This window comes from Paenibacillus favisporus (assembly GCF_040545415.1).
In the GTDB taxonomy this organism is placed as follows: Bacteria; Bacillota; Bacilli; order Paenibacillales; family Paenibacillaceae; genus Paenibacillus_AQ; species Paenibacillus_AQ favisporus.
This window is the reverse complement of the sequence record NZ_JBEPLV010000011.1, coordinates 26958-49587: the sequence shown is the minus strand read 5'-3', so window position 1 is coordinate 49587 and position 22630 is coordinate 26958. Positions and strand designations below refer to the sequence as shown.

Here is a 22630-nt window from a genome sequence, read left to right as displayed (position 1 = left end):
ATTATGATCATGAAAATGTCATGCTAAAGAAGAGGAGCATTCCTCTTCTTTTTGTTGTTAATTTACAGCAGTTTGTCTATACCGGGACCCCGCAAAGTACCTGAACAGGCATCACGGTTTATGCCCACTTGCAGGGACTTGGCTGTCCGGCGGCATTGACGGGTATAATGTACTCGAAAGGAAGACAGGAAATCATGATTAAAGAAGTCATTGTGGTGGAAGGCCGGGATGATACCGTGGCCGTGAAGCGGGCGGTGGATGCCGATACGATCGAGACGGGCGGCTCCGCCATCAATGCGCGAATACTCCAGCGGATCGCGCTGGCTCAGGAACGGCGGGGGGTCATTGTGCTGACGGACCCGGACCACGCCGGCGAAAGAATCCGCAAAATCATTTCGGCCAAGGTGCCCGGCTGCAAGCATGCGTTTATCCCGGAGGCCGATGCTACCCGCAAGGGGGATATCGGTGTTGAGAACGCCTCGCCTGCGGCGATCCGCAGAGCTCTGGAGCGGGTTCACACCTCTTATGAGGGGGCGGAAAGCCAGATCGACATGGAGGACCTGATGGAGGCGGGGCTGATGGTGCACCCGAATGCCGCCGCCCGGCGGATGGCGATGGGCAACCTCCTCGGTATTGGCTACTGCAACGGCAAGCAATTTTATAAGCGACTCGCCATATTTCAAATATCCCGCGAAGAATTCGCGGATGCGCTTGCCCGTATCGAAGATGAAGGAGGCCGGACAACGTGAACGGCATGGACGACATCGCCACACCAAGGCGAACCAAAGAAATTATCCAGCGTCACGGTTTTTCATTCAAGAAGAGCCTGGGGCAAAATTTTTTGATTGACCAAAATATTTTAAATAAAATCGTGGATGCGGCCGGGCTCGATTCCACGAAGGGTGCCCTGGAGATCGGTCCCGGCATCGGCGCCCTGACCGAGAAGCTGGCCCAGCAGGCGGGGGCCGTCACGGCGGTTGAGATCGACCAGAGGCTGATTCCGATCCTCGAGGAGGTTCTCGCCCCATACCCCGGCGTAAAGGTACATCATGGGGATGTACTGAAGACAGACCTCGCTGCATTGTTTAAGAGCAATTTTGCCGGCGTATCCAAAGTCAGCGTCGTGGCCAACCTTCCGTACTATGTGACGACGCCGATCTTGATGAAGCTGCTGGAGGAGCGGCTCCCGCTGGAGAACATCGTCGTGATGATCCAGAGGGAGGTGGCGGACCGGATGGCCGCCCGGCCGGGCACGAAGGACTACGGCAGCCTGAGCATCGCCGTGCAGTATTACAGCGTGCCGGAGCTGGTGTGTATCGTGCCGAAGACGGTATTCATTCCACAGCCGAACGTTGAATCGGCAGTGATCCGTCTGGCCGTGCGGGAACAGCCGCCGGTTGCGGTGGACGATGAGCGGCATTTCTTCGAGGTGGTACAAGCATCGTTCGCTCAGCGGCGGAAGACGATATCGAACAATCTGAAAAGCCGCTTCTTCCCCACAGAGGGACGGGAGCGCCTGGATCAGCTGCTGCAGGCAGCGGGAATTGACCCATCCCGCCGCGGCGAGACGCTCAGCATTGAGGAATATGCCGTGCTTAGCAACCTGCTGCGGAAGGAAGGCATCGGCTTAAATTAAACAAAAGATGAACCAATAGGGGGATTCGCCCATACCATGGGGTAGGGGTGATGTTCATGAATATTGGAGACCTGGTCGTGCGCAGATCCTACGGCGGCGATATCGCGTTCCGCGTCGAGGATTTGCGCAGGGACGAAGCGGTGATTAAGGGAACGGAGTTCAGACTTCTGGCGGATTCGCCGCTCGATGATCTGGTAAGGGTCCCTTATGCGCCGGTAAGCGAAAAAACCGAGAAAGCAAATATTAGAGCAAACGAGTCGCTCAGTTTACTGAAACGTCACCGTCAGGAGCAGACCCAGCGGAATCAGGCCACCTTGAGCGGAAGCGGGGAATGGGGAACAGCTGAGCCGGCTTATTTCGAAGTCCCCGGGAAGGTGCTTCATCTGGATGGAGATCCGAATTATTTGAAAAAGAGCCTGAGCCTGTATGAGCAGCTTCGGGTTCCGGCCGAGGGCCATTATGTGAATGAGGCGGGGATGGCGGACGCCCTGTACCGGCTGCTGCCTCGGGTCCGGCCGGATATTGTGGTGATCACGGGCCATGACGGCGTACTGAAGCATCGCCAAAATCATGATTTGTACAGCTTGAACAGCTATAAAAACTCGCAAAACTTCGTCAGGGCGATTCAGGTGGCGCGCCAGTTTGAGCGCCATTACGATCAGATGACGATTATCGCCGGCGCATGCCAGTCGCACTTTGAGGCGCTGCTGCAGGCCGGAGCCAACTTTGCCAGCTCTCCGGGGCGCATCTTGATTCATGCCCTGGATCCGGTATATGTTGCCGCCAAGGCTTCGTTTACATCGGTTAGAGATACGATCAATATGACGGATGTGCTTCACAATACGATCAGCGGTACGCAGGGCGTCGGGGGCATTGAAACCCGCGGGAGCTACCGCATCGGCCTGCCCCGGCTTAACGACTTAACCAAGCTTAAGGTGACGCCGTCGGCCATTTAACATATCCGGAAATGCCATGCAAAGCACTTGACCTGACAGCATAACGAAATGCAGGAACCGTAATCTGCCGGCGGATTGCGGTTTTTTGTTGTTATCCGGGTGTAAGCAGAAATGAGCTGGGTTTTCGCAAAAAAATTCGTTGACAACATAAAATTGATGCTGATATAATTATTGTTTTGATTTGACAAAACCATCTTTTCGAGTTATAATGGACAAGGAAAGAGGTGGTCGTCGACAATGGCTAAAAATACGCTGTTGGAAATCAAACGCAATCTCGAAGCTCACGTGGGTCAGAAGATTTCGCTTCGGGCTAACGGTGGTCGTCGCAAGACCGTCGAGCGTACTGGTGTTTTGGAAGAAACGTACCCATCTGTTTTTATTGTGAAATTGGATCAAGAGCATCAAACCTTTAAACGTGTTTCATACAGCTATGCCGATATTCTTACGGAATCCGTGGAGGTTATTATTTGCGATGATAATACCGGCACCCGGATCGAGTTGGAGAAAGCGTAACTTTAATGACAAAACAGCCTTCCTGATGGAGGGCTGTTTTTAGTTGGCAGAGGGATATGGAATGAGGAGCGGTCGGGAGCGGGATAATACTTATGGCAGCAGCCTAATTCCGATGGAACCAAAGGAGGATGTTCATGAGCCGCAGACGCCGCAGTGTCATGTCGGATGAGCTGAAGAATGAGCTGGCTAAGGATTTGGGATTTTACGAAACCGTCCAGCAGGAAGGGTGGGGAGGTATTAAGGCCAAGGATGCGGGCAACATGGTAAAAAGAGCGATCCAGCTTGCCGAACAGGCCGCCGCACGTAAATCCTGATTCACACCAGCAATGCCGGCGGAGGCCTCCCAAGCGGGAGGTTCTCCGTTTTTGAATTCAAGGCTGTGTCCGCTCCGCCCTTTGTCTGTAAACGGAAAATGACTTGACTGGTTCAGTTTGATATAATGATTTGAAGTTGCAGATCTCTGGATTGAACTCAAGAGAAAAAAAGCTTGAGGTTCATTCCAGATCTCTGGATTGAACTCAAGAGAAAAAAAGCTTGAGGTTCATTCCAGATTTCGGATTGATCCCAAGGATTCGAAGCGGCTTGTGTCAATCCAGATAGAGGGAATCTTGAGGGTGGGTGAACGCCTTGAAAATTTACGAAAAAGCACCGGCCAAAATCAATTTGATGCTGGATGTATTACATAAACGGCCAGACGGGTACCATGAGGTCGAAATGGTTATGACGATGGTCGACCTGGCGGACCGGCTGGAGATGTCGGCTTTGCCCCGGGATACGATTATTATTTCAAGCCAGGCGGGATACATACCGCTGGATGAGAAGAACTTGGCGTTTCAGGCCGCAAGGCTGATTAAGGACCGGTATGACGTCAAGAGCGGGGTGCATATCCATCTGGATAAGAAGATCCCCGTGGCAGCAGGTCTGGCGGGAGGAAGCAGCGACGCCGCCGCCACCCTGCGTGGTCTGAACCGGCTGTGGAATCTGAACATTCCGGTAGAGGAGCTGCAGAAGCTGGGTGCGGAGCTCGGATCGGATGTTCCGTTCTGCGTGACTGGAGGTACCGCACTGGCGACCGGGCGGGGTGAAAGGCTGACGCCTGTGGCGAATCCGCTGCAGTGCTGGGTGATTTTGGCCAAACCGCCGATTAATGTGTCGACCGCGGAGGTCTACGGCAAGTTCAGAGCGGCGCAGGTCAAAGAGCATCCGTCGGCTCAAGGCATGATCGGCGCGATCGAAGCGGGAGACTTTCATGGCGTATGCAGCCGCCTGGGGAACGTGCTGGAGGATGTGACGCTGAGGCTGTATCCCGAAGTGCAGCAGCTGAAGGAAGGGATGCTGCGTCTCGGCGCGGACGGGGCTTTGATGTCAGGCAGCGGGCCGACCGTATTCGGCCTGGTGTACAAGGAATCGAAGGTAGCACGGATCTATAACGGGCTGCGTGGCTTTTGCAAAGAAGTGTATGCGGTGCGCCTATTGACCTAACTTCGCCAACCATGTTGTACAAATCCGTACAAAAATGATATATTCTTACTATAATATTCGGATTTTCTGGGTGATTTTGCTTTAGATTCCGATGAATACAGCGATAGCGAGGAGTATTTCGTGAAAAAATTAAAGCGAAGCGCGCGTTTGGTGGAGATGACGCAGTATCTTTTGTCCAGACCGCATACATTGATCCCGCTCACCACATTTGCCGATAGATACGGAGCCGCCAAGTCTTCGATCAGCGAAGATTTGGTTATTATCAAGGAAGTGTTTGAGGAGGAAGGCATCGGGGACCTGCTGACGCTGGCCGGGGCCGCCGGAGGCGTGAAATATATTCCGAAAATGCCGAAGGAGCAGGCGCTGGTGTTTGCGAACGATCTTTGTTCCCAGCTTCAGCAGAAGGACCGGATTCTGCCCGGCGGGTATTTGTACATGTCCGATTTGCTGGGACAGCCTTCTCTTATGAACGAGGCGGGAAAGATTTTTGCCACTGCATTCTCCGGCAAGGACATCGACGTGGTCATGACCGTGGAGACCAAAGGGATTCCGCTGGCTTACGCCACCGGGGCCCAGTTGAACCTGCCGGTTGTTCTCGTGCGCCGGGACCATCAGGTGACGGAAGGATCTGCCGTGAGCATCAATTACGTTTCGGGATCGCATAAGAGCATCCACACGATGTCCCTTTCGCGGCGGGCGCTGAAGGAAAAGTCGCGCGTCCTGATCGTGGACGATTTTATGAAGGCGGGCGGCACCATCCAGGGCATGGTAGATCTGCTGGCGGAATTTGATGCCGAAGTCGCAGGCGTAGGCGTATTGGTCGAGTCGGGAGCGGTGGAATCAGAGGAGCGGCTCCTGCACGATTATGTGTCCCTGGCGACACTGACGGCGGTCGATCCAAAGACGAAAGAAATATTTGTGAGCCCGGGGAATTATTTTGATCCGTCTTAACGTCGAAGAATCCTGCGGATTTTGTCGATAAAAATATTTTATCGGCGAATAGTTCCGAAGTCTGTCGACACTCACATTCTTATAAAAAAATTCCTGATTTTAGGACATTTTGTTAACTTAAAAAAGAGGATTTCGCGCATGCTGTGTGGAATTATACACCAAGTCTCTGATGGAAAAAGGTGGTGAACACACACATGCAAATTACGGATGTCAGACTCCGCCGCGTTAACTCCGAGGGGAGAATGAAAGCAATCGCATCCATTACCATTGATAACGAATTTGTTGTTCATGACATTCGGGTCATCGATGGAAACAATGGAATGTTCGTTGCTATGCCGAGCAAACGCACTCCGGATGGAGAATTCCGCGACATTGCCCACCCAATCTCTTCCGGCACCCGGGAGAAGATTCAAACGGCCGTCCTGGCGGAATATGAACGCGCTGCCAGTGAAGAAGAAGTGATCGAGGAAGGCGCTTAAGTTTACAATTGGGGTTCAAGGAAAGGAGGGCCAGGACTATGGCTCTCTTTTCTTTTTGCTTATAATACGATATATTCAGTATTGAGCGAGTTCTAGAGTAGGAGGTCAAGATCCTTGAAAAGAATGGCGATTGTTCTTGCCGCAGGGCAGGGAAAACGAATGAAATCCAAACTATACAAAGTGCTTCATCCCGTCTGTGGCAAACCGATGGTTGGGCACGTGGTGGATACCGTCAAACAGGTGAACTGCGAACGGAGCATTGTCATCGTTGGCCACGGGGCAGAGGCTGTCCAATCTTATCTGGGTGAGGCCGCTGAATATGTGCTGCAGGAGCAGCAGCTTGGTACAGGCCATGCAGTAAAGCAGGCTAAAGCTTTACTGGGCTCGGAAGAAGGCTCGACCATTGTCATCTGCGGCGATACTCCGCTGGTCACAGCCGAGACACTGCAGGGACTGACGCAGCTGCATGAAAGCAACAACGCTGCCGCCACCGTACTGGTCGCCTATACAGACCAGCCGCAGGGTTACGGGCGCGTGATCCGCAGCGAGGACGGAAGCGTACTACGTATCGTTGAACAGAAGGACTGCACGCCGGAAGAGGATGCGGTTCGTGAAATCAATACAGGCACTTATGTTTTTGATAATGCGAAATTGTTTGCCGCTTTGGAGAAGGTAACGAACAACAACGTCCAGCAGGAATATTATTTAACGGACGTGATCGGGATTCTTGTAGGCGAGGGAGAAACCGTTCTCGGCTATGTGACCGACGACTACGCTGAGTCGATCGGCGTTAATGACCGCCGTGCACTTTCAGAGGCTGAAGGATTAATGCGGGAACGCATTAATATCCGTCATATGCTGAACGGCGTCACGATCATTGATCCCGCTTCAACGTATATCGGTGCCGACGTGACCATTGGAGCCGACTCCGTGATCTATCCCGGCACGGTACTGAAGGGAAAAACGGTTATCGGTGAGGATTGCGTGATCGGTCCGCAGAGCGATATCAGCGATTCCGTCATTGGCGACGGCGTGACGATCAAGCATTCGGTGCTGGATCAGGCAGAAGTGGGTTCTAGAACATCGGTAGGCCCATATGCATATTTGCGTCCGAAATCCAAGCTTGGGGAAGACGTGAAGATCGGCGATTTTGTGGAAGTGAAAAATGCAACGATCGATAACGGCTCCAAGGTATCGCATTTAAGCTATGTCGGCGACGCGACGGTAGGCAAGAATGTCAATGTCGGCTGCGGTGCGATAACGGTCAACTACGATGGGTATAATAAGTTTATGACTGAAATTGAAGATGATGCTTTTATCGGCAGCAATGTGAATTTGGTCGCTCCGGTGAAAGTGGGCAAAGGAGCCTACGTGGTCGCGGGCTCGACGATTACACAATCCGTTCCCGAAAATGACCTGGCCATCGCCAGAAAACGCCAGGAGAATAAACCTGGGTATGCCGAGAAAATTCGCTCCAAGGCCAAAGCCAAGAAGGAAAGCAAGCAGCAGGTTTAAACGTAAAGCGTCCCCGTCTTATCGGGAAGTGTGAGATACATGGTTTCAAGCGGCATGGAGGCAGGCCAGAATTTCAATGAACCAGCACGGAGGGTTTTAATTCTATGACTTATTGTGATTCGAAGTTAAAAATATTTACATGCAATTCCAATCCGAAGCTCGCACAGCAAATTGCGGATTATATCGGCATCCCCATGGGGGATTCGCATACGACCAGCTTCAGTGATGGTGAGATTCAGGTAAAATTATCGGAGAGCGTTCGCGGCTGCCACGTTTATGTCGTGCAGTCGACATGTGGTCCGGTAAATGACAATCTCATGGAGCTGCTGATCATGGTCGATGCGCTGAAGCGTGCTTCTGCGAAGAGCATTAACGTCGTAATCCCTTATTATGGGTATGCGCGTCAAGACCGTAAGGCCCGTTCCCGTGACCCGATTACCGCTAAGCTGGTTGCGAATCTGATTGAGAAGGCGGGTGCCCACCGTGTCATCACGATGGACCTGCATGCCATGCAGATTCAAGGCTTCTTCGACATTCCGGTTGATCATCTGCTTGGGGTGCCGATTCTGGCCCAGTATTTCCGTTCCAAGCAAATCGAGAATCCGGTTGTTGTGTCTCCAGACCACGGTGGTGTGGTTCGTGCCAGAAAACTGGCTGATTTCCTGAATGCCCCGCTGGCCATCATTGATAAACGCCGTCCGGAACCGAACGTAAGTGAAGTTATGAACATCATCGGTCATATCGAAGGCAAAACGGCCATTTTGATCGATGACATTATCGACACGGCCGGCACGATCGTGCTTGGGGCCAATGCCCTGATGGAAGGCGGCGTCAAGGAAGTGTATGCTTGCTGTACGCATCCCGTCTTCTCCGGCCCGGCGATGGAACGCCTGGAGAATTCTCCACTCAGCGAAGTCATCGTGACGGATACGATTCCGATTACGCATCCGGAGCCGAGCAAGAAGATCAAAGTTCTGTCGGTAGCTCCGTTGATGGGTGAAGCCATCATCCGTGTGCATGAGGAATTGTCCATAAGCAAACTGTTCGAAATCGAATAAGGCAAGGGAAGGTATATGCAAAGAGAGGGTTATGTTTCCTGGCTCCAGGAAATATAACCCTTCTCGCGCATGCTCTTTAATATCCGGGAGTCGACACAAAGGTATACACATTCCGGTTGTAGAGCGTACCTTGAATTTCAACGAAGTGCTTGGTGAATGAGGTAATCGTTCCAATGTCCACGTGTACGCCCTGCCGGAGAACCTGAACGGGGATGCCGTGGATCTGGTGCTGATGAAAGTGCCGGTGCAGCGTAAGCAATTGGCCGAATTCAGTCATGAACCGTACCGCCTTCTTATGGTGATCATGGATGCCATGGCTAGAAGCGATGCAGCATCCTATACTCTATTGTAACAAAATTTGGTGCTAATGCTAACTTGCACAGCAGGCGTAGCGGCAGCAGCCGGTCTGGAGGATCGAATAACGCAATGAAATGGATTGTAGGACTCGGGAATCCGGGATCCAATTATGAAAAAACGCGTCACAACGTCGGCTTTATGATGCTGGATGCGCTGGCGGAGCGGCATGGCATTAAGTTTGGGCCAAGCAAATGCAAGGCGCTGATCGGCGAGGGCTTTATCGGAACCGACAAGGTCGTTCTTATCAAGCCCATGACCTACATGAACCTGTCCGGAGAAGCGGTGCGGGCCTATATGGATTATTACAAGGCTAAGCTCGAGGATATGATTGTCGTTTATGACGACATGGATACGGCAACCGGCAAAATCCGCCTGCGGTATCAGGGCAGCGCCGGAGGCCACAACGGCATCAAATCGATCATTCAGCATACGGGAACGCAGGTGTTCGACCGGATCCGGATGGGGATATCCCGGCCTGAGCCGGGATATGCGATCGTCGACTATGTGCTCTCGAATTTTCCGAAAAAGGAGAACGAGCTGCTGAAGACGATGATTGTGCAAGCCTGCGACGCCGCGGAGTTCAGTCTGAACCATACCTTTGAACAAACGATGGCCAAGTTTAACGGTTGATCTCGAGGGCAGGAATCGGGGGCTAAACGAACGTTTTTTCGGGCATACTGAAGTATAAACGACTTTCAGGAGGCATATAGATGGCAATAAATTATATTTGCCGGCACTGCCGCACGCCGCTCGGAAAAATAGATTCGTCCCTGGTTACCGACGCCCAGCTGGGGTTCCATTCCTTGACCCCGGCAGAACGTAGAGATATAATAGCGTATGATTTAAGCGGCGACGTAACGGTCAAAGTGATCTGTGATTACTGCAGAGAAGCGCTGGAGAACAATCCGGAGCTGAGCCTGTTGGCAAACCCGCTTCAATAATGCTGTGCGCGAAACCGCGACTAATGCGGACAGATACCGTGAATGGAAGGGCCTTGGCAGTGCTGCTGAGGCTTCTTTTGGGTATTCCTTTTGTCCGGTCTTCTAAGACCAGGGGATGTCCGCTGCCGGTAGATATATTTTAATGAAGCACAGCGAAAAATCACCGCAGTCAGGTATTTTATGGTAAAATTCAATCTACCATCCAAAAGATAACAAGTAAGCATAAGAGAGGTGCCCCCTTTGTTACATGCACTTATAGAAGCTTTCTCTAAAGATCCGGATTTGAAGTCGATTACCGCCGGGTTATCGGCCGGTATGAAGGAACAGCTCGTTTCCGGGTTATCGGGGTCCGCGCGTCAGGTTATGCTGTCGGCACTGTTTGAAGAAATCAAACGCCCGATGCTCGTCGTCACTCACAACATGTTTTCCGCCCAGAAAATCGCGGAGGATTTACAGGAAGCGCTTTCACCGGACCGTGTGCTGCTGTATCCGGCCAATGAGCTGGTGGCAGCCGAATCCGCGGTATCCAGTCCAGAGACCCTTGCGCAGCGTATTGATGTGCTGATGAAGTGCGCGCAGGGGTTTTCGGGCATTGTGGTGGCACCGTTTTCGGGGGTGCGCCGGTTTCTGCCTGCCCCGGAAGTGATGGCCAAAGCCCAAATTGTGATTCAGGATGGCGGCACACTGGACGCCCAAGCTTTCCTGGCCCAAATGATCGAAATGGGATACGAACGGGTAGAACGGGTCGAAGGCAAGGGCGAAATGAGCGTACGCGGAGGAATTATCGACTTTTACCCGATGACCTCCCTATTGGCCTACCGCGTCGAGCTGTTTGACGACGAAATCGATTCGATTCGCACGTTTGACCCGTCCGATCAGCGGTCAATCGATAAAGTTAAGGAAGTCACCATTACGCCCTGCAAGGAGATCATCGCCGATCATCAGAGGCTGGAGCAGGCAGCTGCAGCCACCGCTCAACTGCTGGAAGAGCAGCTTGGCAAGATGACCGACCGGCAGGCGAAGCTGCGTCTATCGGAAGAAATGAAACGGGAGATGGAGCTGCTGCGCGAGCATGTCTATTTTCCGGAAATCTATAAATATATCTCTTTGCTCTATCCGGAGCACAAGACGCTGTACGACTATTTACACAAGGACACCGTCCTCATTCTCGACGAGCCGGCGCGCCTTCTTGAAACAGCCAAACAGCTGGAGCGTGACGAATCCGAGTGGAACTTGCATCTGCTGCAGAACGGAAAGACGCTGCCGCAGCTGCATTTGTCCGTTGACGGCGACGAGATACTGTACCAGCGTCCTTTCCAGACGATATTCATGTCGATTTTCCTGCGTCAGGTTCCGCATACCCAACCTCAGAACATCCTGAACTTTATCAGCCGTGGGATGCAGGATTTCCATGGGCAGATGAACGTGCTGAAAGCGGAAATGGACCGCTGGCATAAGTCCGGGGTTCAGGTGATGATGCTTGCCAGCAGCGACGAACGGCTCGACCGGATGCGGCGGGTGCTGCAGGATTATAACATCGAGGAGCCGATCATGCTGCAGGGTAATTTGCAGACGGGCTTTGAGATGCCGTCCATTCATCTGGCGGTGATTACCGAGGGCGAAATGTTCTCCCAGAAGCAGCGGAAGATCCGCAAGCTGGGCAAAAACATTGATAACGCCGAGCGCATTAAGAGCTATACCGAGCTGAAGGTCGGCGATTATGTCGTCCATCAAAACCACGGTATCGGTAAATATATGGGTATCGGCACGCTGGAAATCAACGGCATCCACAAGGACTATATGCATATCCTGTATGCCGGCGGCGACAAGCTGTCCGTGCCGATCGAACAGATCGATCTCATTCAGAAATACGTCGGTTCAGAGGAAAAGGAGCCGAAGATCTACAAGCTGGGCGGCAACGAGTGGACACGCGTTAAAAATAAAGTCCGCTCTTCGGTACAGGACATCGCCGACGATTTGATCAAGCTGTACGCCGAGCGGCAGTCGACGCCGGGATACGGCTTTGAGAAGGACACGACCGAGCAGCAGGAATTCGAGGAAATGTTCCCTTACGATGAGACACGCGATCAGCTGCGGGCGATCGAAGAGATCAAGAAGGATATGGAGCGGAACCGTCCGATGGACCGGCTGCTGTGCGGAGACGTAGGCTACGGCAAGACCGAAGTGGCGATCCGCGCCGCGTTCAAGGCTGCCATGGAGGGCAAGCAGGTGGCCGTTCTTGTGCCGACGACGATTCTGGCGCAGCAGCATTATGAGACGTTCCGGGAGCGGTTCTCGGGATATCCGATGAACATTCAGGTGCTGAGCCGGTTCCGTTCGCGGAAGGAGCAGAACGAGACGATCAAGGGAATCCGCCAGGGGACGGTCGACGTCGTGATCGGCACCCACCGCTTGTTGTCCCAGGATCTGGTGTTCAAGGATCTGGGCCTCCTGATTGTGGACGAGGAGCAGCGGTTCGGTGTGACGCATAAGGAGAAGCTGAAGCGTCTGAAGACGAATGTCGACGTGCTGACCCTGACGGCGACGCCGATTCCGCGGACGCTGCATATGTCCATGCTGGGAGTCCGGGATCTGTCTGTCATCGAGACGCCGCCGGAAAACCGCTTCCCTGTGCAGACGTATGTCGTGGAATACAGCCAGACGCTGGTGCGAGAGGCCATCGAACGGGAGCTGGCCCGCGGCGGTCAGGTGTATTATCTGTACAACCGCGTTCAAGGCATTCATGAAATGGCTGCCCAAATTTCGGCGCTGGTGCCGGAGGCCAAGGTTGGAGTGGGCCACGGGCAAATGTCGGAGACGGAGCTGGAAAAGACGATTCTCGACTTTCTGGACGGGGAATACGACGTCCTTGTCAGCACGAGCATTATCGAGACAGGCGTCGATATTCCGAACGTGAATACGCTTATCGTGCATGATGCTGACAAAATGGGCCTGTCCCAGCTCTATCAGCTGCGCGGCCGTGTCGGACGCTCCAACCGGATTGCGTACGCGTACTTTACGTACCAGCGGGATAAGGTGCTGACCGAGGTGGCGGAGAAACGCCTGCAGTCGATCAAGGAGTTTACGGAGCTTGGCTCCGGCTTCAAAATCGCGATGCGCGACTTGGCGATCCGCGGAGCGGGGAACCTGCTCGGTGCGGAGCAGCACGGGTTCATTGCCTCCGTCGGCTTCGACCTGTACTCGCAAATGCTTGCCGAGGAAATCCAGAAGCGGAAGGTGTCCGTTCTCGGAGAAAAGGTCGAACCGGAGAAGACGTGGAACACCGCGCTCGATATCGGCATCGATGCGTATTTACCGTCCGAGTACATTTATGACAGCATTCAAAAGATTGAAATTTATAAGAAAGTGGCGGCAGTTTCTTCGTTCGACGACGGGAAGGAGCTGGAGGATGAGCTGCTGGACCGCTTTGGGGAGCTGCCAGAGGCGGTGACGAACCTGCTGACCGTCGCCCGGCTGAAGGTATACGGCAAGATGTACGGCATCGACTCTATCAACCGCCGTGGGGATGATCTGATCCTCAAATTTTACGAGGGGCAGGAAAAGGCCGTCAGCACCGCGAAGCTTGCACAAGTTGGCAATCGCTTCGAGAGACGTGTACAATTTGAGCAGGATGCTCAAATGACGATCCGAATCAAAGGCAAGGGGCTTGATGACAAGCAGCTGCTCGATCTGCTGGAACAATTCTTGGAAGCGATCCGTGAGCTGTTCAAATCGAAGGAGGAACTTCAGGATGTTGTTCAATAAGAAAAGAGCATGGAGAGGAATTCTGCTGACTTTGGTGTGCGTATTGACCCTCTCCGTGCTGGCAGCCTGCGAGAAAGGCGGCTCCGATAAAGAGAAGGATGCCAGTAAAACGGTGGCAACCTACGAAGGCGGAGAGATTACGGAGAATGAATTTGAGACGCAGAAAAAAATCATGACGTTTATGTCTCCGGAGTATGCCCAATTTATGGACATGGCCGATTTCCAGGATTATTTGGTGAAGCAAAAAATTGCTTTTAAATATTTGAGCGGCAAGGCTACGGACGATGCCAAGAAGGAAGGCGAGAAAAAGGCCGGCCAGCAAATCGACCAAATGAAGAAACAGGTGGGCGATGACCAGTTCAAGCAGCTGCTGAGCGACCAGAAGCTCAAAGAGGACGAGCTTAAGCAATATTTGGTGCAGGTTATGACGGTCATGGAGGACATGAACGCCAAAGTGACCGAAGACGACATCAAGAAGCAGTATGAGGCCAACAAGCAGGATTTCATGGTGGCCACGGTGCATCATATTTTGATCGGGCTGACCGATTCGAATAACAAGGAGCGCACCAAAGAAGATGCGCTGAAGATTGCCAAAGACGTCAAATCGCAGCTGGACAAAGGGGGAGATTTTGCCGAGCTGGCAAAAAAGTACTCGGATGATTCGTCCTCCAAGGACAATGGCGGCGTCTACAAAGACTTTACCGTTGGACAGTGGAGTGTGCAGGAGTTCAAGGAGCAAGTGCTGACCCTTCCGCTGAACAAAATCAGTGCTCCCGTCGAATCTAATCTCGGATACAGCATTATCAAGGTCGACTCCCGCAAGGACACGCCTTATGACAAGTTGACGAACGATCAGAAAGAAATGATCCGGAGCAATCTGGGCGCATCGAAGATCGATCAGTTTATGCAGAATGACCTGACGAAGATCATCAAGAAGATCGATCTGCCGAAAACGGCGGATACCTCCAAGAGCGGCACAGGAACAACCGGAACGGGAACGTCCGGCAGCGGCACGGAAGGCACCACTTCCGGGGGCTCTACTTCCGGTACATCCGGCACCGGTACAGGCACGACAGGCAGCAGCAGCGGAGATGCCAAAACCAGCGATAAAGGTACGACTACTTTTGAAGAAAAGGTAACCGAGCCCGGCGAGGGATCGGGCAAATAATCCATATTCCGCATTGAATCGTGTGCAGGAAGGAAGGCGCGGGCCAGACCCGCGTCTTTTTTTGCGGCATTGAGCTGGATAAAATGTGCAGAACAACCGCAACTAATAGTTCCAACATCATGTATAAGGAATTGGGAATGGATGAATACTATGGGCAGATATCACAACTTATATTCCTGGGACTCACCTCTTCCCATAAGAACAGTAGTTGAAAAATCTTCTCTAGAAAGCGGGGCAACATGTTAATGAAAGCTACTGGAATAGTCCGCCGTATCGATGACCTGGGCAGAGTGGTCATCCCTAAAGAAATCAGACGTACACTGCGTATCCGTGAAGGAGATCCGCTTGAAATTTTTGTAGACCGTGATGGTGAAGTTATTCTGAAGAAATACTCCCCGATCGGCGAGCTGGGCGATTTCGCCAAGGAATATGCGGAGTCGCTGTATGAAGGTACCGGACACATCACGATCATTTCCGACCGCGACACCTTTATCGCCGTTGCAGGCGGCTCCAAGAAGGAATACTTGGAGAAACCGATCGGATCCCTGATCGAGAACTGCATGGACAGCCGCAAGACGCTGCTGGAAACAAACCAAGGCAGCTACGAAATCAGCAAGGACCATCAGGAGAATCTGTCCTCTTTTGTGGCCGCGCCGATCATTTCCGGCGGAGATCCAATTGGTTCAGTCATTCTGCTTAGCAAGGACGAAGCGACCAAGATGTCCCAGCTGGAAGTCAAAATGTCCGAGACAGCCGCTGCTTTTCTTGGCAAGCAAATGGAGCAGTAATCCGGCAGCCCGGTACGGCTCTTCCTCGAGTACCCGAAGCTCCCCCTTCATATTCACGGATGATCCGGGAATGAAGGCGGGAGTTTTTTGTGTCCGCTCTCCTCAGGTATAATAGGGGTATTCGTATCGAAAAAACGGAAGCAACGCCAAATGACCGAGGTTGAATCCGGGCAAAAAGTAGGGAAGAGGATGAAACAGACAGGTGCGGCATCGAAGATGCTGCAGGGGGCTTTGATTTTAAGCATGGCTATGGTGCTGTCGAAACTGATCGGCACGCTGCAGAAAATTCCGCTGCAAAACATGGGCGGGGATGCGGTGTTCGGCATCTATAACACGGTATATCCGCTCTATTCATTAATGATGACGATCGCACTCGCGGGCCTGCCCGCCGCGATCTCGAAATTCGTCGCAGAGGACGAAGCCGTCGGGGGGACGGGGGAAGGACTCCGGGTGATGAGGCTGTCCTCGGTGCTGCTGGCGCTGCTGGGCATCGTCCTGGGGGCCGCCGTGTACACCTGCGCTCCGCTTATCGGGACCTGGATCGACAATTCCAGCGTCGTGCCGGCGGTGCGGACGGCGTCCTTAGCGCTGCTGTTCGTGCCGGTAATGACCGGGATGCGCGGCTTTTTTCAGGGATACCAAAACATGATGCCCACCGCCGTTTCGCAGATCACGGAGCAGTGTGCGCGGGTGGCCGTCATGATCGGACTGCTGATTTACCTGACGGGGATCGGGGCGAAGCCGGAGACCATCGCAGCAGGGGCACTGTTGGGATCGGCTGCTGGCGGAGCCGCGGGTCTCATCGTCATGCTCGGCTATTGGCGCAGGTTCCGGCGGACTCGGCGTGGCTCTGCCGGCGCGGTAGGCGCTGCCGTGTCGGCACACAAGGCGTCTTCCGTTCGGACGGGGCAGCCGCGTCAAGCCGGGCGAGAGAGCAGCTGGAGCCTGCTGAAGCGGATCCTGCTGTACGCGATTCCCGTCTGTCTGGGTTCACTGGCCGTGCCTTTAATCGGCATGGTGGACAGCTTTACCGTACCGCGGCTGCTCAAAGCCGGAGGCGCCGGTGAGGCGGGAGCAATGATCCAGTTCGGCATCTATAACCGCGGCATCCCCATCGTCCAGCTGGTGACGATGCTGGCTACGTCGTTGTCGGTGCTGTTCATCCCAGCTTTGGCGGAGGCAAAGGCGAGAGCCGACCGCGAGCTGGTGGGCGAGCGTACCCGGCTGTCCCTGCGCTGGTTCTGGCTGCTGGGCCTCGCCGCATCGGTGGGGATTGCGATTCTGGCCGATCCCCTGAATATCGCGCTGTACCAGGACACGGCGGGCAGCGGCGTCATGCGCTGGATCGCCTTCACCGCCGTCGGCAGCGCGCTCAGCATCATTTCGGCTGCGCTCCTGCAGGGCGTCGGCATCGTGCGTGCGCCGGCCGTGCATCTGCTGGCCGCGGCAGCGGCGAAGACGCTGCTGAACCTGCTGCTGGTTCCGCAGCTGGGCATTACCGGCGCGGCCATCGCCGGCGTGGCCGCGCACTTCCTGGCGGCAGCGCTCAACATCGCGCTGCTGGCCCGCAGCACCGGCCTGCGCATTCGCGCCGGTGCCGCCTTGGCCAAGCCGGCGCTGATGCTGGCCGGCATGGCCGTGGTGGCGGGCGCTGCGGCGCTCGCGGCGGACGCGGTGCTGTCCGCGCTCGGGCTGCCCGCCCGCCTCGTGGCCGCCGCGGCAAGTGTTGCCGGTGCCGCGGCCGGAGGCGCCGTGTTTCTCGCCGGCGCCGTGCTGGCCAAGCTCCTTACCGAAGAGGAGCTTGCCATGCTGCCGAAGATCGGCCGTCCGCTGGCCGCCTTACTGAAGCGGGTTCGGCTTCTGCGGTAATAACCGCAGGGGACGGAGGAATCTTCTATTTTTGGCCGTCATAGAGGGAGAATGATAGAAGGCGGAGGATTAAAGGAGCCGCTGAACTAGCTTCAGTAAAGGGCCGGGCCATGCGGGGACCCCCTTGCGCTTCTGGTTTTCTTTTAAAAAAGAAACCGTGATATAGTATATTTATGCCCCATTCCCGGAAGAATGGGAAATAGAGCGGAGGAATGACATATGAGCGCAGTACTGAAGGTTGTCGGTCTCGGTTCGGGCAACCCGGACCGGCTGACGATGGGTATTGTGAAGACATTGCAGCAGGCATCGCAAATCTACGTCAGAACGAAAGAGCATCCGGTCATGTCGATGCTGGAGGAGCTGAAGCTCGAAATTAGCTCGTTTGACCACATCTACGAAGCGCATGATTCGTTTCCGGAGGTGTACGCCTCCATCGCAGACCGGCTGCTGGAGCTGGCTTCGGCCGGCGATGAACAGAGCGTGATCGTCTATGCGGTGCCCGGGCATCCGATGGTGGCGGAGTCCACCGTTCAGCTGCTGAGGGAGCACTGCCCGCAGAAGGGGATCTCCCTTGAAATCCTGGGCGGGGAGTCCTTTCTCGACGAAGCCTTCATCCGTCTCGGCTTTGATCCGATCGAAGGCTTTCAGCTTCTCGATTCCACCGGCATTCGCAGCAGCATGCTGCAGCCCCAGCTGCACACCGTGATCGGGCAGGTATACGATGAGTTTACCGCTTCTGAGGTGAAGCTGTGCCTCATGGAACTCTATCCTGACGATTACCAGGTCGTTGTCGGACATGCGCTTGGTGTCGAAGGGGAGGAGCAGGTGCTTCAGGTTCCGCTGTTTGAGCTCGACCGCGCCCTTGGCTATGGCAACCTCTCGCTCGTATACGTTCCTAGAAGTGACGACGAGAGTCTGCGCCAGCGGACCTTTGCCCGGCTTCATGAGATCGTCGGCATCCTCCGCAGTCCGGAGGGCTGCCCTTGGGACCGGGAACAGACGCATGCGTCGATCCGGAAAAATCTCATCGAGGAAACCTACGAGGTGCTGGAGACCATCGATGACGATGACCCGGAGCATATGCAGGAGGAGCTTGGAGATTTGCTGCTGCAGATCATGCTGCATTCGCAAATGGAGGAAGAGGAAGGCACTTTCAGCGTGTTCGACGTCATTCAAGGGTTGAATGACAAGCTGATTTTCCGCCATCCGCATGTGTTCGGCGAGAACAAGGCCAAGGATGCGGAAGCCGCCTTGCAGAACTGGGATGCCATGAAGGCTGAGGAGAAACGCCGTAAAGGCATCGAGCCTGAGAAGGCGTCCGCCCTGGACGGGATTCCAAGAGAACTGCCTGCGCTCATGAAGGCATATAAGCTTCAGAAGAAGGCATCCAAGGTCGGGTTCGACTGGGACTCCATCGAGGGTGTATTCGACAAGATCGAGGAGGAGCTCGGAGAGCTGCGGCAGGCCGTGGCGGAGGGACAGAGCGTCGACGAGCAGGTGGGCGAGCTGGGTGACCTTCTGTTCGCGGCGGCGAACGCGGCCCGGTTCCTGGATGCCGATCCGGAAGAAGCGCTGTCGAGAACGAACCGCAAGTTCGTCAACCGGTTCCGTTACATCGAGGATGTGCTGCACGCAGAAGGCAAAATGCTGCAGGAAGCCAGCCTGGATGAGATGGAGAAAATTTGGCAACGGGCCAAAAATGAGGTATGATATGAAATCTCCGGTCCCTGGAGGGACGGGAGGCGCCTTCAATGCCTGCGGAGTGAAGCCCTTTTAGCGAACACGAATGAATGACTTCCGTGTTTCATGGTTCCGATTTCGCGCAAAATTTCCGTTAGACGACGTCCAGCAGCTTCTTTTTGCAGGGATTTCCTCGGAAATTATAAAAAATTGGCGGATTGAGGCAGGAATTCGGGCAGCACAGCAAGAATACCATACAGAACGCGCCAAAAGCGGTATGTTTTGGGGCTAAGCTCCTCTACCGCGCCAATACTTATTTCTTTGTATATTGGGAGGATTATAATTTATGAACAAGACAGATCTGATCAACAACATTTCCACGAAAAGCGGTTTGACTAAAAAAGACGTGGAGTCCGTTTTGAACGGTTTCCTGGGTGAAATTGAGGAAGCTCTGGCAAGCGGTGAAAAAGTTCAGCTGATCGGCTTCGGCACTTTTGAAACCCGCAAGCGTTCCGGTCGTACAGGCCGCAACCCGCAAACCGGCAAAACCATCGAAATTCCGGAATCCAACGTTCCTGCTTTCAAAGCGGGCAACAAGCTTAAAGAAGCCGTAAAATAAGATGCGCGTCGACAAATTCCTTAAGGTATCAAGGTTAATTAAGCGGCGTACCGTTGCGAAGGACGTCTCCGATCAGGGAAGGGTCCTCATTAACGGCAGGGAAGCCAAGCCCAGCAGCACGGTCAAGGTGGGCGATGAGATCACCGTCCAGTTCGGCCAGAAGCTGGTCACCGTGAAGGTGGAGCGGCTTGCCGAAACGACCCGCAAGGACGAGGCGAACAGCCTGTACACCTTGGTCAAGGAAGAACCGATCGCCAAAGATAACGGTTTGAACTGGTAGGCGGGCATTCCAGAAGGCATATAAGCAGCACATTAGAGGCATCTTCCGATCACGATCGGGGGATGCCTTTTTAGCTTGGCACGATGTTCGGCTCATGCTTAAAGTTCCTCTGTTTCACCCGGCAGGGCTGGTTCTAAACCCCGAAACCGCTCCATAAGCTATTGTTAAGAAGGAGGGGTACATGCCATGATCGAGCAAGCGAAAAACAAGCAGCATGAATTGCATATGCTGAATCGCAAGCAGCTGCACCTGACGGGGGTAAACAATGTGGAGAGTTTTGACAGCGAGGAGTTTCTGCTCCAAACCGAGCTAGGGCACCTGACCATCAAAGGCCAGAATTTACATATTAAAAATTTAAACCTGGAAGAAGGCCTGCTCTCGATCGAGGGCCACGTGAATTCCCTGGTTTATTTGGATCCCGGTTCGCACAGCAAAAACAAAGGAATGCTCGGCAAGCTGTTTAAATGAGTCCACAGATTCAATGGATTACCCTGCTGTGGATGCTGTTCTCGGGAGCGGCGTTGGGGGTGGCCTATGACAGTTACCGGGTGCTGTCGGGCCAGCTCCACTTTCCGAAATGGACCCTTCATGTATTGGACGTGCTGTACTGGAGCGCTGCGGCCCTGTTTGTGTTTCGGATGCTGTATATCAGCAATTACGGCCAGCTTCGGTTTTATGTATTTGTGGGACTCTTTATTGGGGTATGGTTATATTTTTTAATCTTGAGTGTTACAACCCAGCGTTTTGTGGTAATGTTAATAAGGACAGTACGTTACGTGATTGATGTAATCAAGCGTTTGTTTCGGGCGCTCGTCTGGGCTCCGATCCGTGCGATCTTGAAACTGTTGAAGTGGATTGCCGTCATGCTCGGCAGCCTCCTGATGTTTCTTCTCCACGTGATCCTGCGCTGTCTCACGCCTTTCTGGAAGCTGCTTCAATGGATGCTCCGCCCCATCACCTCCCGTCTGAAGATGCCCGAGTGGTTCAGGAAGTTTCTCACCGCAGCTGCAGAGCTGTGGAAGCGATGGTTCTCCAAGGAGTAGACAAGGCTTAGGAAACGGCCCGTTACGCAACGATTTCCGTATTTGTAAAGAGGAGGCATTCATGGGAAAATACGCTGCATCACCAGCCCAAACCCGTCCGCAGACTACACAAAAGAATGACAAACAGCCTGCCGGTCATCATGCTGGCGCACGGAGGCGGATTTTTTTATGGCTGACTTTCATGATTCTGTTTATGGGGTGGGCAGGTTATACCTTTATTGACCAGAATTCGCAAATTGCGGACAAGAGTTCCGAGCTGTCGAAGAAGCTGAAGCTGGAGGCACAGACCACACAGACGAAGGCACAGCTCGAGCGGGACGTGAAACGGCTGAACGATCCGGAGTATATTGGACAGTTGGCAAGGAAAAATTATGGTCTGTATTTGCCGGGGGAAACCCCGATTCATGCGGAATCCACCAGCCCTTAATATAGGCGCTGAAGTGGGTTATTACTCAGTTGACCTGGGTTTACGCTTTATGTATAATCAAATCACCACAGCCAAGGTTTTATTAAATCTTGTTGTATATTTTTAAGGGAGGATCATTTTATTCTATGGCAATCGAAGTGGGCACCAAGTTAGAAGGCAAGGTGACAGGCATAACGCATTTTGGAGCATTTGTGGATCTGTCAGGAGGTGTCACGGGTCTCGTTCACATCTCGGAAATCGCCGATAATTACGTCAAGGATGTTAACGATCACCTGAAGATCAATGATGTTGTGACAGTGAAGGTGATCAATGTCGATAAGGACGGCAAGATCGGGCTTTCCATCAAACAAGCTGTTGATAAGCCGGTATCCGAAGCTCGGCCTCCAAGAGGACCAAGACCGGAACGTACCGGTGGAGGCGGCGGAGACCGTTTTGGCGGTGGTGGAGGTTACAATCGTGAACGTGGCGGGCGTCCGTTTAAGCCTGCGGCCAACAAGACTTCATTCGAGGATAAAATGTCTCGTTTCCTAAAAGACAGCGAGGAGCGCATATCGTCGATCAAGAAGAACACGGAATCCAAGCGCGGAGGCCGTGGCGCGAAACGCATGTAATTTTTACCTAACAGATTAGAGCATACGATAACCGTATGAAGCAGATAACCGTAGAGGGCACCGAGCCTTCTGCGGTTTTTTTGTTTTTGCAGCGGGCCAGGCGCAGTTCTGCAGTCTTCTTCCCGTTCAAGGGCGGCATTCGGTAATTTTGTCGTTCTGCAAGAAATTACCGACAGCATCCAACGCCATTCCAGCTATCTCTTTCGCAATCGCTAGCCGAAGCGGTGATTTTATTCGGGAGATTCCCCCGGATCGAACCCGCTGGAAACGGGCTGGAAGTGTTGGGGGACAACCAGTCGACCCGGATTTCCGATCATTCGGGAACGCAGGCTTTTTTGTCGGAAATTTCTTGTTCGCTTGTCCGCTGTTCTGACAAACTTTCATGTTTCACCGGTTCTATAATGGGTACCAACAAATCCTACGAAATGGTGGTGCCAAGATCATGGAAAAATGGAATGTGATGGACGTGCCTGTCATGAAATCGGCAAAGGG

The 22630-nt window shown here is 53.5% G+C and carries 24 protein-coding genes; 23 read left to right on the top strand and 1 reads right to left on the bottom strand.

What is annotated here, in order from left to right; genetic code table 11:
• Nucleotides 1-194: 194 nt before the first annotated feature.
• The 10 genes from rnmV to ABID47_RS32760 all read left to right on the top strand — a co-directional run bounded on the left by rnmV (nt 195) and on the right by ABID47_RS32760 (nt 8590).
• On the top strand, nt 195-749 hold the full coding sequence (rnmV, locus tag ABID47_RS32805; RefSeq protein ID WP_354503323.1) for a ribonuclease M5: 555 nt from the start codon (nt 195-197) through the stop codon (nt 747-749).
• Complete coding sequence (rsmA, locus tag ABID47_RS32800; RefSeq protein ID WP_354503321.1) at nt 746-1636, top strand: 16S rRNA (adenine(1518)-N(6)/adenine(1519)-N(6))-dimethyltransferase RsmA; 891 nt, start codon at nt 746-748, stop codon at nt 1634-1636. Before rnmV ends, rsmA begins: the two co-directional genes overlap by 4 nt.
• 56 nt (nt 1637-1692) lie before the next feature.
• Nucleotides 1693-2592: a sporulation peptidase YabG gene (gene yabG, locus ABID47_RS32795; protein ID WP_076176699.1), complete on the top strand. Its 900-nt coding sequence runs from the start codon at nt 1693-1695 to the stop codon at nt 2590-2592.
• Nucleotides 2593-2829: 237 nt separating this feature from the next.
• Nucleotides 2830-3105, top strand: a complete 276-nt coding sequence (gene veg / locus ABID47_RS32790; RefSeq protein ID WP_076176655.1) for a biofilm formation stimulator Veg — start codon at nt 2830-2832, stop codon at nt 3103-3105.
• A 134-nt stretch (nt 3106-3239) separates the two neighbouring features.
• Nucleotides 3240-3419: a small, acid-soluble spore protein, alpha/beta type gene (locus ABID47_RS32785; RefSeq protein WP_076176656.1), complete on the top strand. Its 180-nt coding sequence runs from the start codon at nt 3240-3242 to the stop codon at nt 3417-3419.
• A 313-nt stretch (nt 3420-3732) separates the two neighbouring features.
• Nucleotides 3733-4587, top strand: a complete 855-nt coding sequence (ispE, locus tag ABID47_RS32780) for a 4-(cytidine 5'-diphospho)-2-C-methyl-D-erythritol kinase (protein ID WP_116234468.1) — start codon at nt 3733-3735, stop codon at nt 4585-4587.
• Between the two features lie 120 nt (nt 4588-4707).
• Nucleotides 4708-5538 carry a pur operon repressor gene (gene purR / locus ABID47_RS32775; RefSeq protein ID WP_076176658.1) on the top strand — a complete coding sequence of 277 codons (831 nt, stop codon included), beginning with the start codon at nt 4708-4710 and terminating at the stop codon, nt 5536-5538.
• A 194-nt stretch (nt 5539-5732) separates the two neighbouring features.
• Nucleotides 5733-6017, top strand: a complete 285-nt coding sequence (spoVG, locus tag ABID47_RS32770) for a septation regulator SpoVG (protein ID WP_076176659.1) — start codon at nt 5733-5735, stop codon at nt 6015-6017.
• Between the two features lie 123 nt (nt 6018-6140).
• The gene (glmU, locus tag ABID47_RS32765; protein ID WP_163883102.1) at nt 6141-7532 is read left to right on the top strand and encodes a bifunctional UDP-N-acetylglucosamine diphosphorylase/glucosamine-1-phosphate N-acetyltransferase GlmU; all 1392 of its coding nucleotides are present in this window, start codon (nt 6141-6143) and stop codon (nt 7530-7532) included.
• 104 nt (nt 7533-7636) lie between these two features.
• Nucleotides 7637-8590 (top strand): ribose-phosphate diphosphokinase, encoded by a 954-nt coding sequence (locus ABID47_RS32760; protein ID WP_105442434.1) that lies wholly within the window; start codon nt 7637-7639, stop codon nt 8588-8590.
• Between the two features lie 76 nt (nt 8591-8666).
• Here the strand turns inward: ABID47_RS32760 and ABID47_RS32755 are convergent, their stop codons facing one another.
• A complete protein-coding gene (locus tag ABID47_RS32755; protein ID WP_354503316.1) occupies nt 8667-8867 on the bottom strand; it encodes a hypothetical protein in 201 nt (66 codons plus the stop codon).
• Nucleotides 8868-9016: 149 nt separating this feature from the next.
• Between ABID47_RS32755 and pth the strand changes: the two genes are divergently transcribed.
• From pth to ABID47_RS32690, 13 genes are all read left to right on the top strand, one after another.
• Nucleotides 9017-9577 carry an aminoacyl-tRNA hydrolase gene (gene pth, locus ABID47_RS32750; RefSeq protein ID WP_354503314.1) on the top strand — a complete coding sequence of 187 codons (561 nt, stop codon included), beginning with the start codon at nt 9017-9019 and terminating at the stop codon, nt 9575-9577.
• An 80-nt stretch (nt 9578-9657) separates the two neighbouring features.
• A complete protein-coding gene (locus ABID47_RS32745; protein WP_076176664.1) occupies nt 9658-9888 on the top strand; it encodes an anti-sigma-F factor Fin family protein in 231 nt (76 codons plus the stop codon).
• Between the two features lie 240 nt (nt 9889-10128).
• On the top strand, nt 10129-13653 hold the full coding sequence (gene mfd / locus ABID47_RS32740; protein WP_251679205.1) for a transcription-repair coupling factor: 3525 nt from the start codon (nt 10129-10131) through the stop codon (nt 13651-13653).
• Nucleotides 13640-14821 carry a peptidylprolyl isomerase gene (locus ABID47_RS32735; protein ID WP_354503312.1) on the top strand — a complete coding sequence of 394 codons (1182 nt, stop codon included), beginning with the start codon at nt 13640-13642 and terminating at the stop codon, nt 14819-14821. Before mfd ends, ABID47_RS32735 begins: the two co-directional genes overlap by 14 nt.
• A gap of 245 nt (nt 14822-15066) precedes the next feature.
• Entirely contained in the window at nt 15067-15609 is a 543-nt protein-coding gene (gene spoVT, locus ABID47_RS32730; RefSeq protein ID WP_116234479.1) for a stage V sporulation protein T, read from the top strand.
• 189 nt (nt 15610-15798) lie between these two features.
• Complete coding sequence (locus ABID47_RS32725) at nt 15799-17478, top strand: putative polysaccharide biosynthesis protein (RefSeq protein WP_354503309.1); 1680 nt, start codon at nt 15799-15801, stop codon at nt 17476-17478.
• Nucleotides 17479-17697: 219 nt separating this feature from the next.
• Entirely contained in the window at nt 17698-19188 is a 1491-nt protein-coding gene (yabN, locus tag ABID47_RS32720) for a bifunctional methyltransferase/pyrophosphohydrolase YabN (RefSeq protein WP_354503306.1), read from the top strand.
• Nucleotides 19189-19504: 316 nt separating this feature from the next.
• A complete protein-coding gene (locus tag ABID47_RS32715; protein WP_076176669.1) occupies nt 19505-19777 on the top strand; it encodes an HU family DNA-binding protein in 273 nt (90 codons plus the stop codon).
• 1 nt (nt 19778) lies between these two features.
• Nucleotides 19779-20057 carry an RNA-binding S4 domain-containing protein gene (locus ABID47_RS32710; RefSeq protein ID WP_076176670.1) on the top strand — a complete coding sequence of 93 codons (279 nt, stop codon included), beginning with the start codon at nt 19779-19781 and terminating at the stop codon, nt 20055-20057.
• A gap of 186 nt (nt 20058-20243) precedes the next feature.
• Nucleotides 20244-20525 carry a sporulation protein YabP gene (gene yabP, locus ABID47_RS32705; protein WP_089549461.1) on the top strand — a complete coding sequence of 94 codons (282 nt, stop codon included), beginning with the start codon at nt 20244-20246 and terminating at the stop codon, nt 20523-20525.
• Entirely contained in the window at nt 20522-21100 is a 579-nt protein-coding gene (gene yabQ, locus ABID47_RS32700) for a spore cortex biosynthesis protein YabQ (protein WP_354503302.1), read from the top strand. Before yabP ends, yabQ begins: the two co-directional genes overlap by 4 nt.
• Nucleotides 21101-21161: 61 nt before the next feature.
• Nucleotides 21162-21527, top strand: coding sequence for an FtsB family cell division protein (locus ABID47_RS32695; protein ID WP_116234463.1), 366 nt, complete (start codon nt 21162-21164; stop codon nt 21525-21527).
• A 125-nt stretch (nt 21528-21652) separates the two neighbouring features.
• The gene (locus ABID47_RS32690; RefSeq protein WP_354503300.1) at nt 21653-22138 is read left to right on the top strand and encodes a S1 domain-containing RNA-binding protein; all 486 of its coding nucleotides are present in this window, start codon (nt 21653-21655) and stop codon (nt 22136-22138) included.
• The last annotated feature ends 492 nt before the right edge of the window (nt 22139-22630 follow it).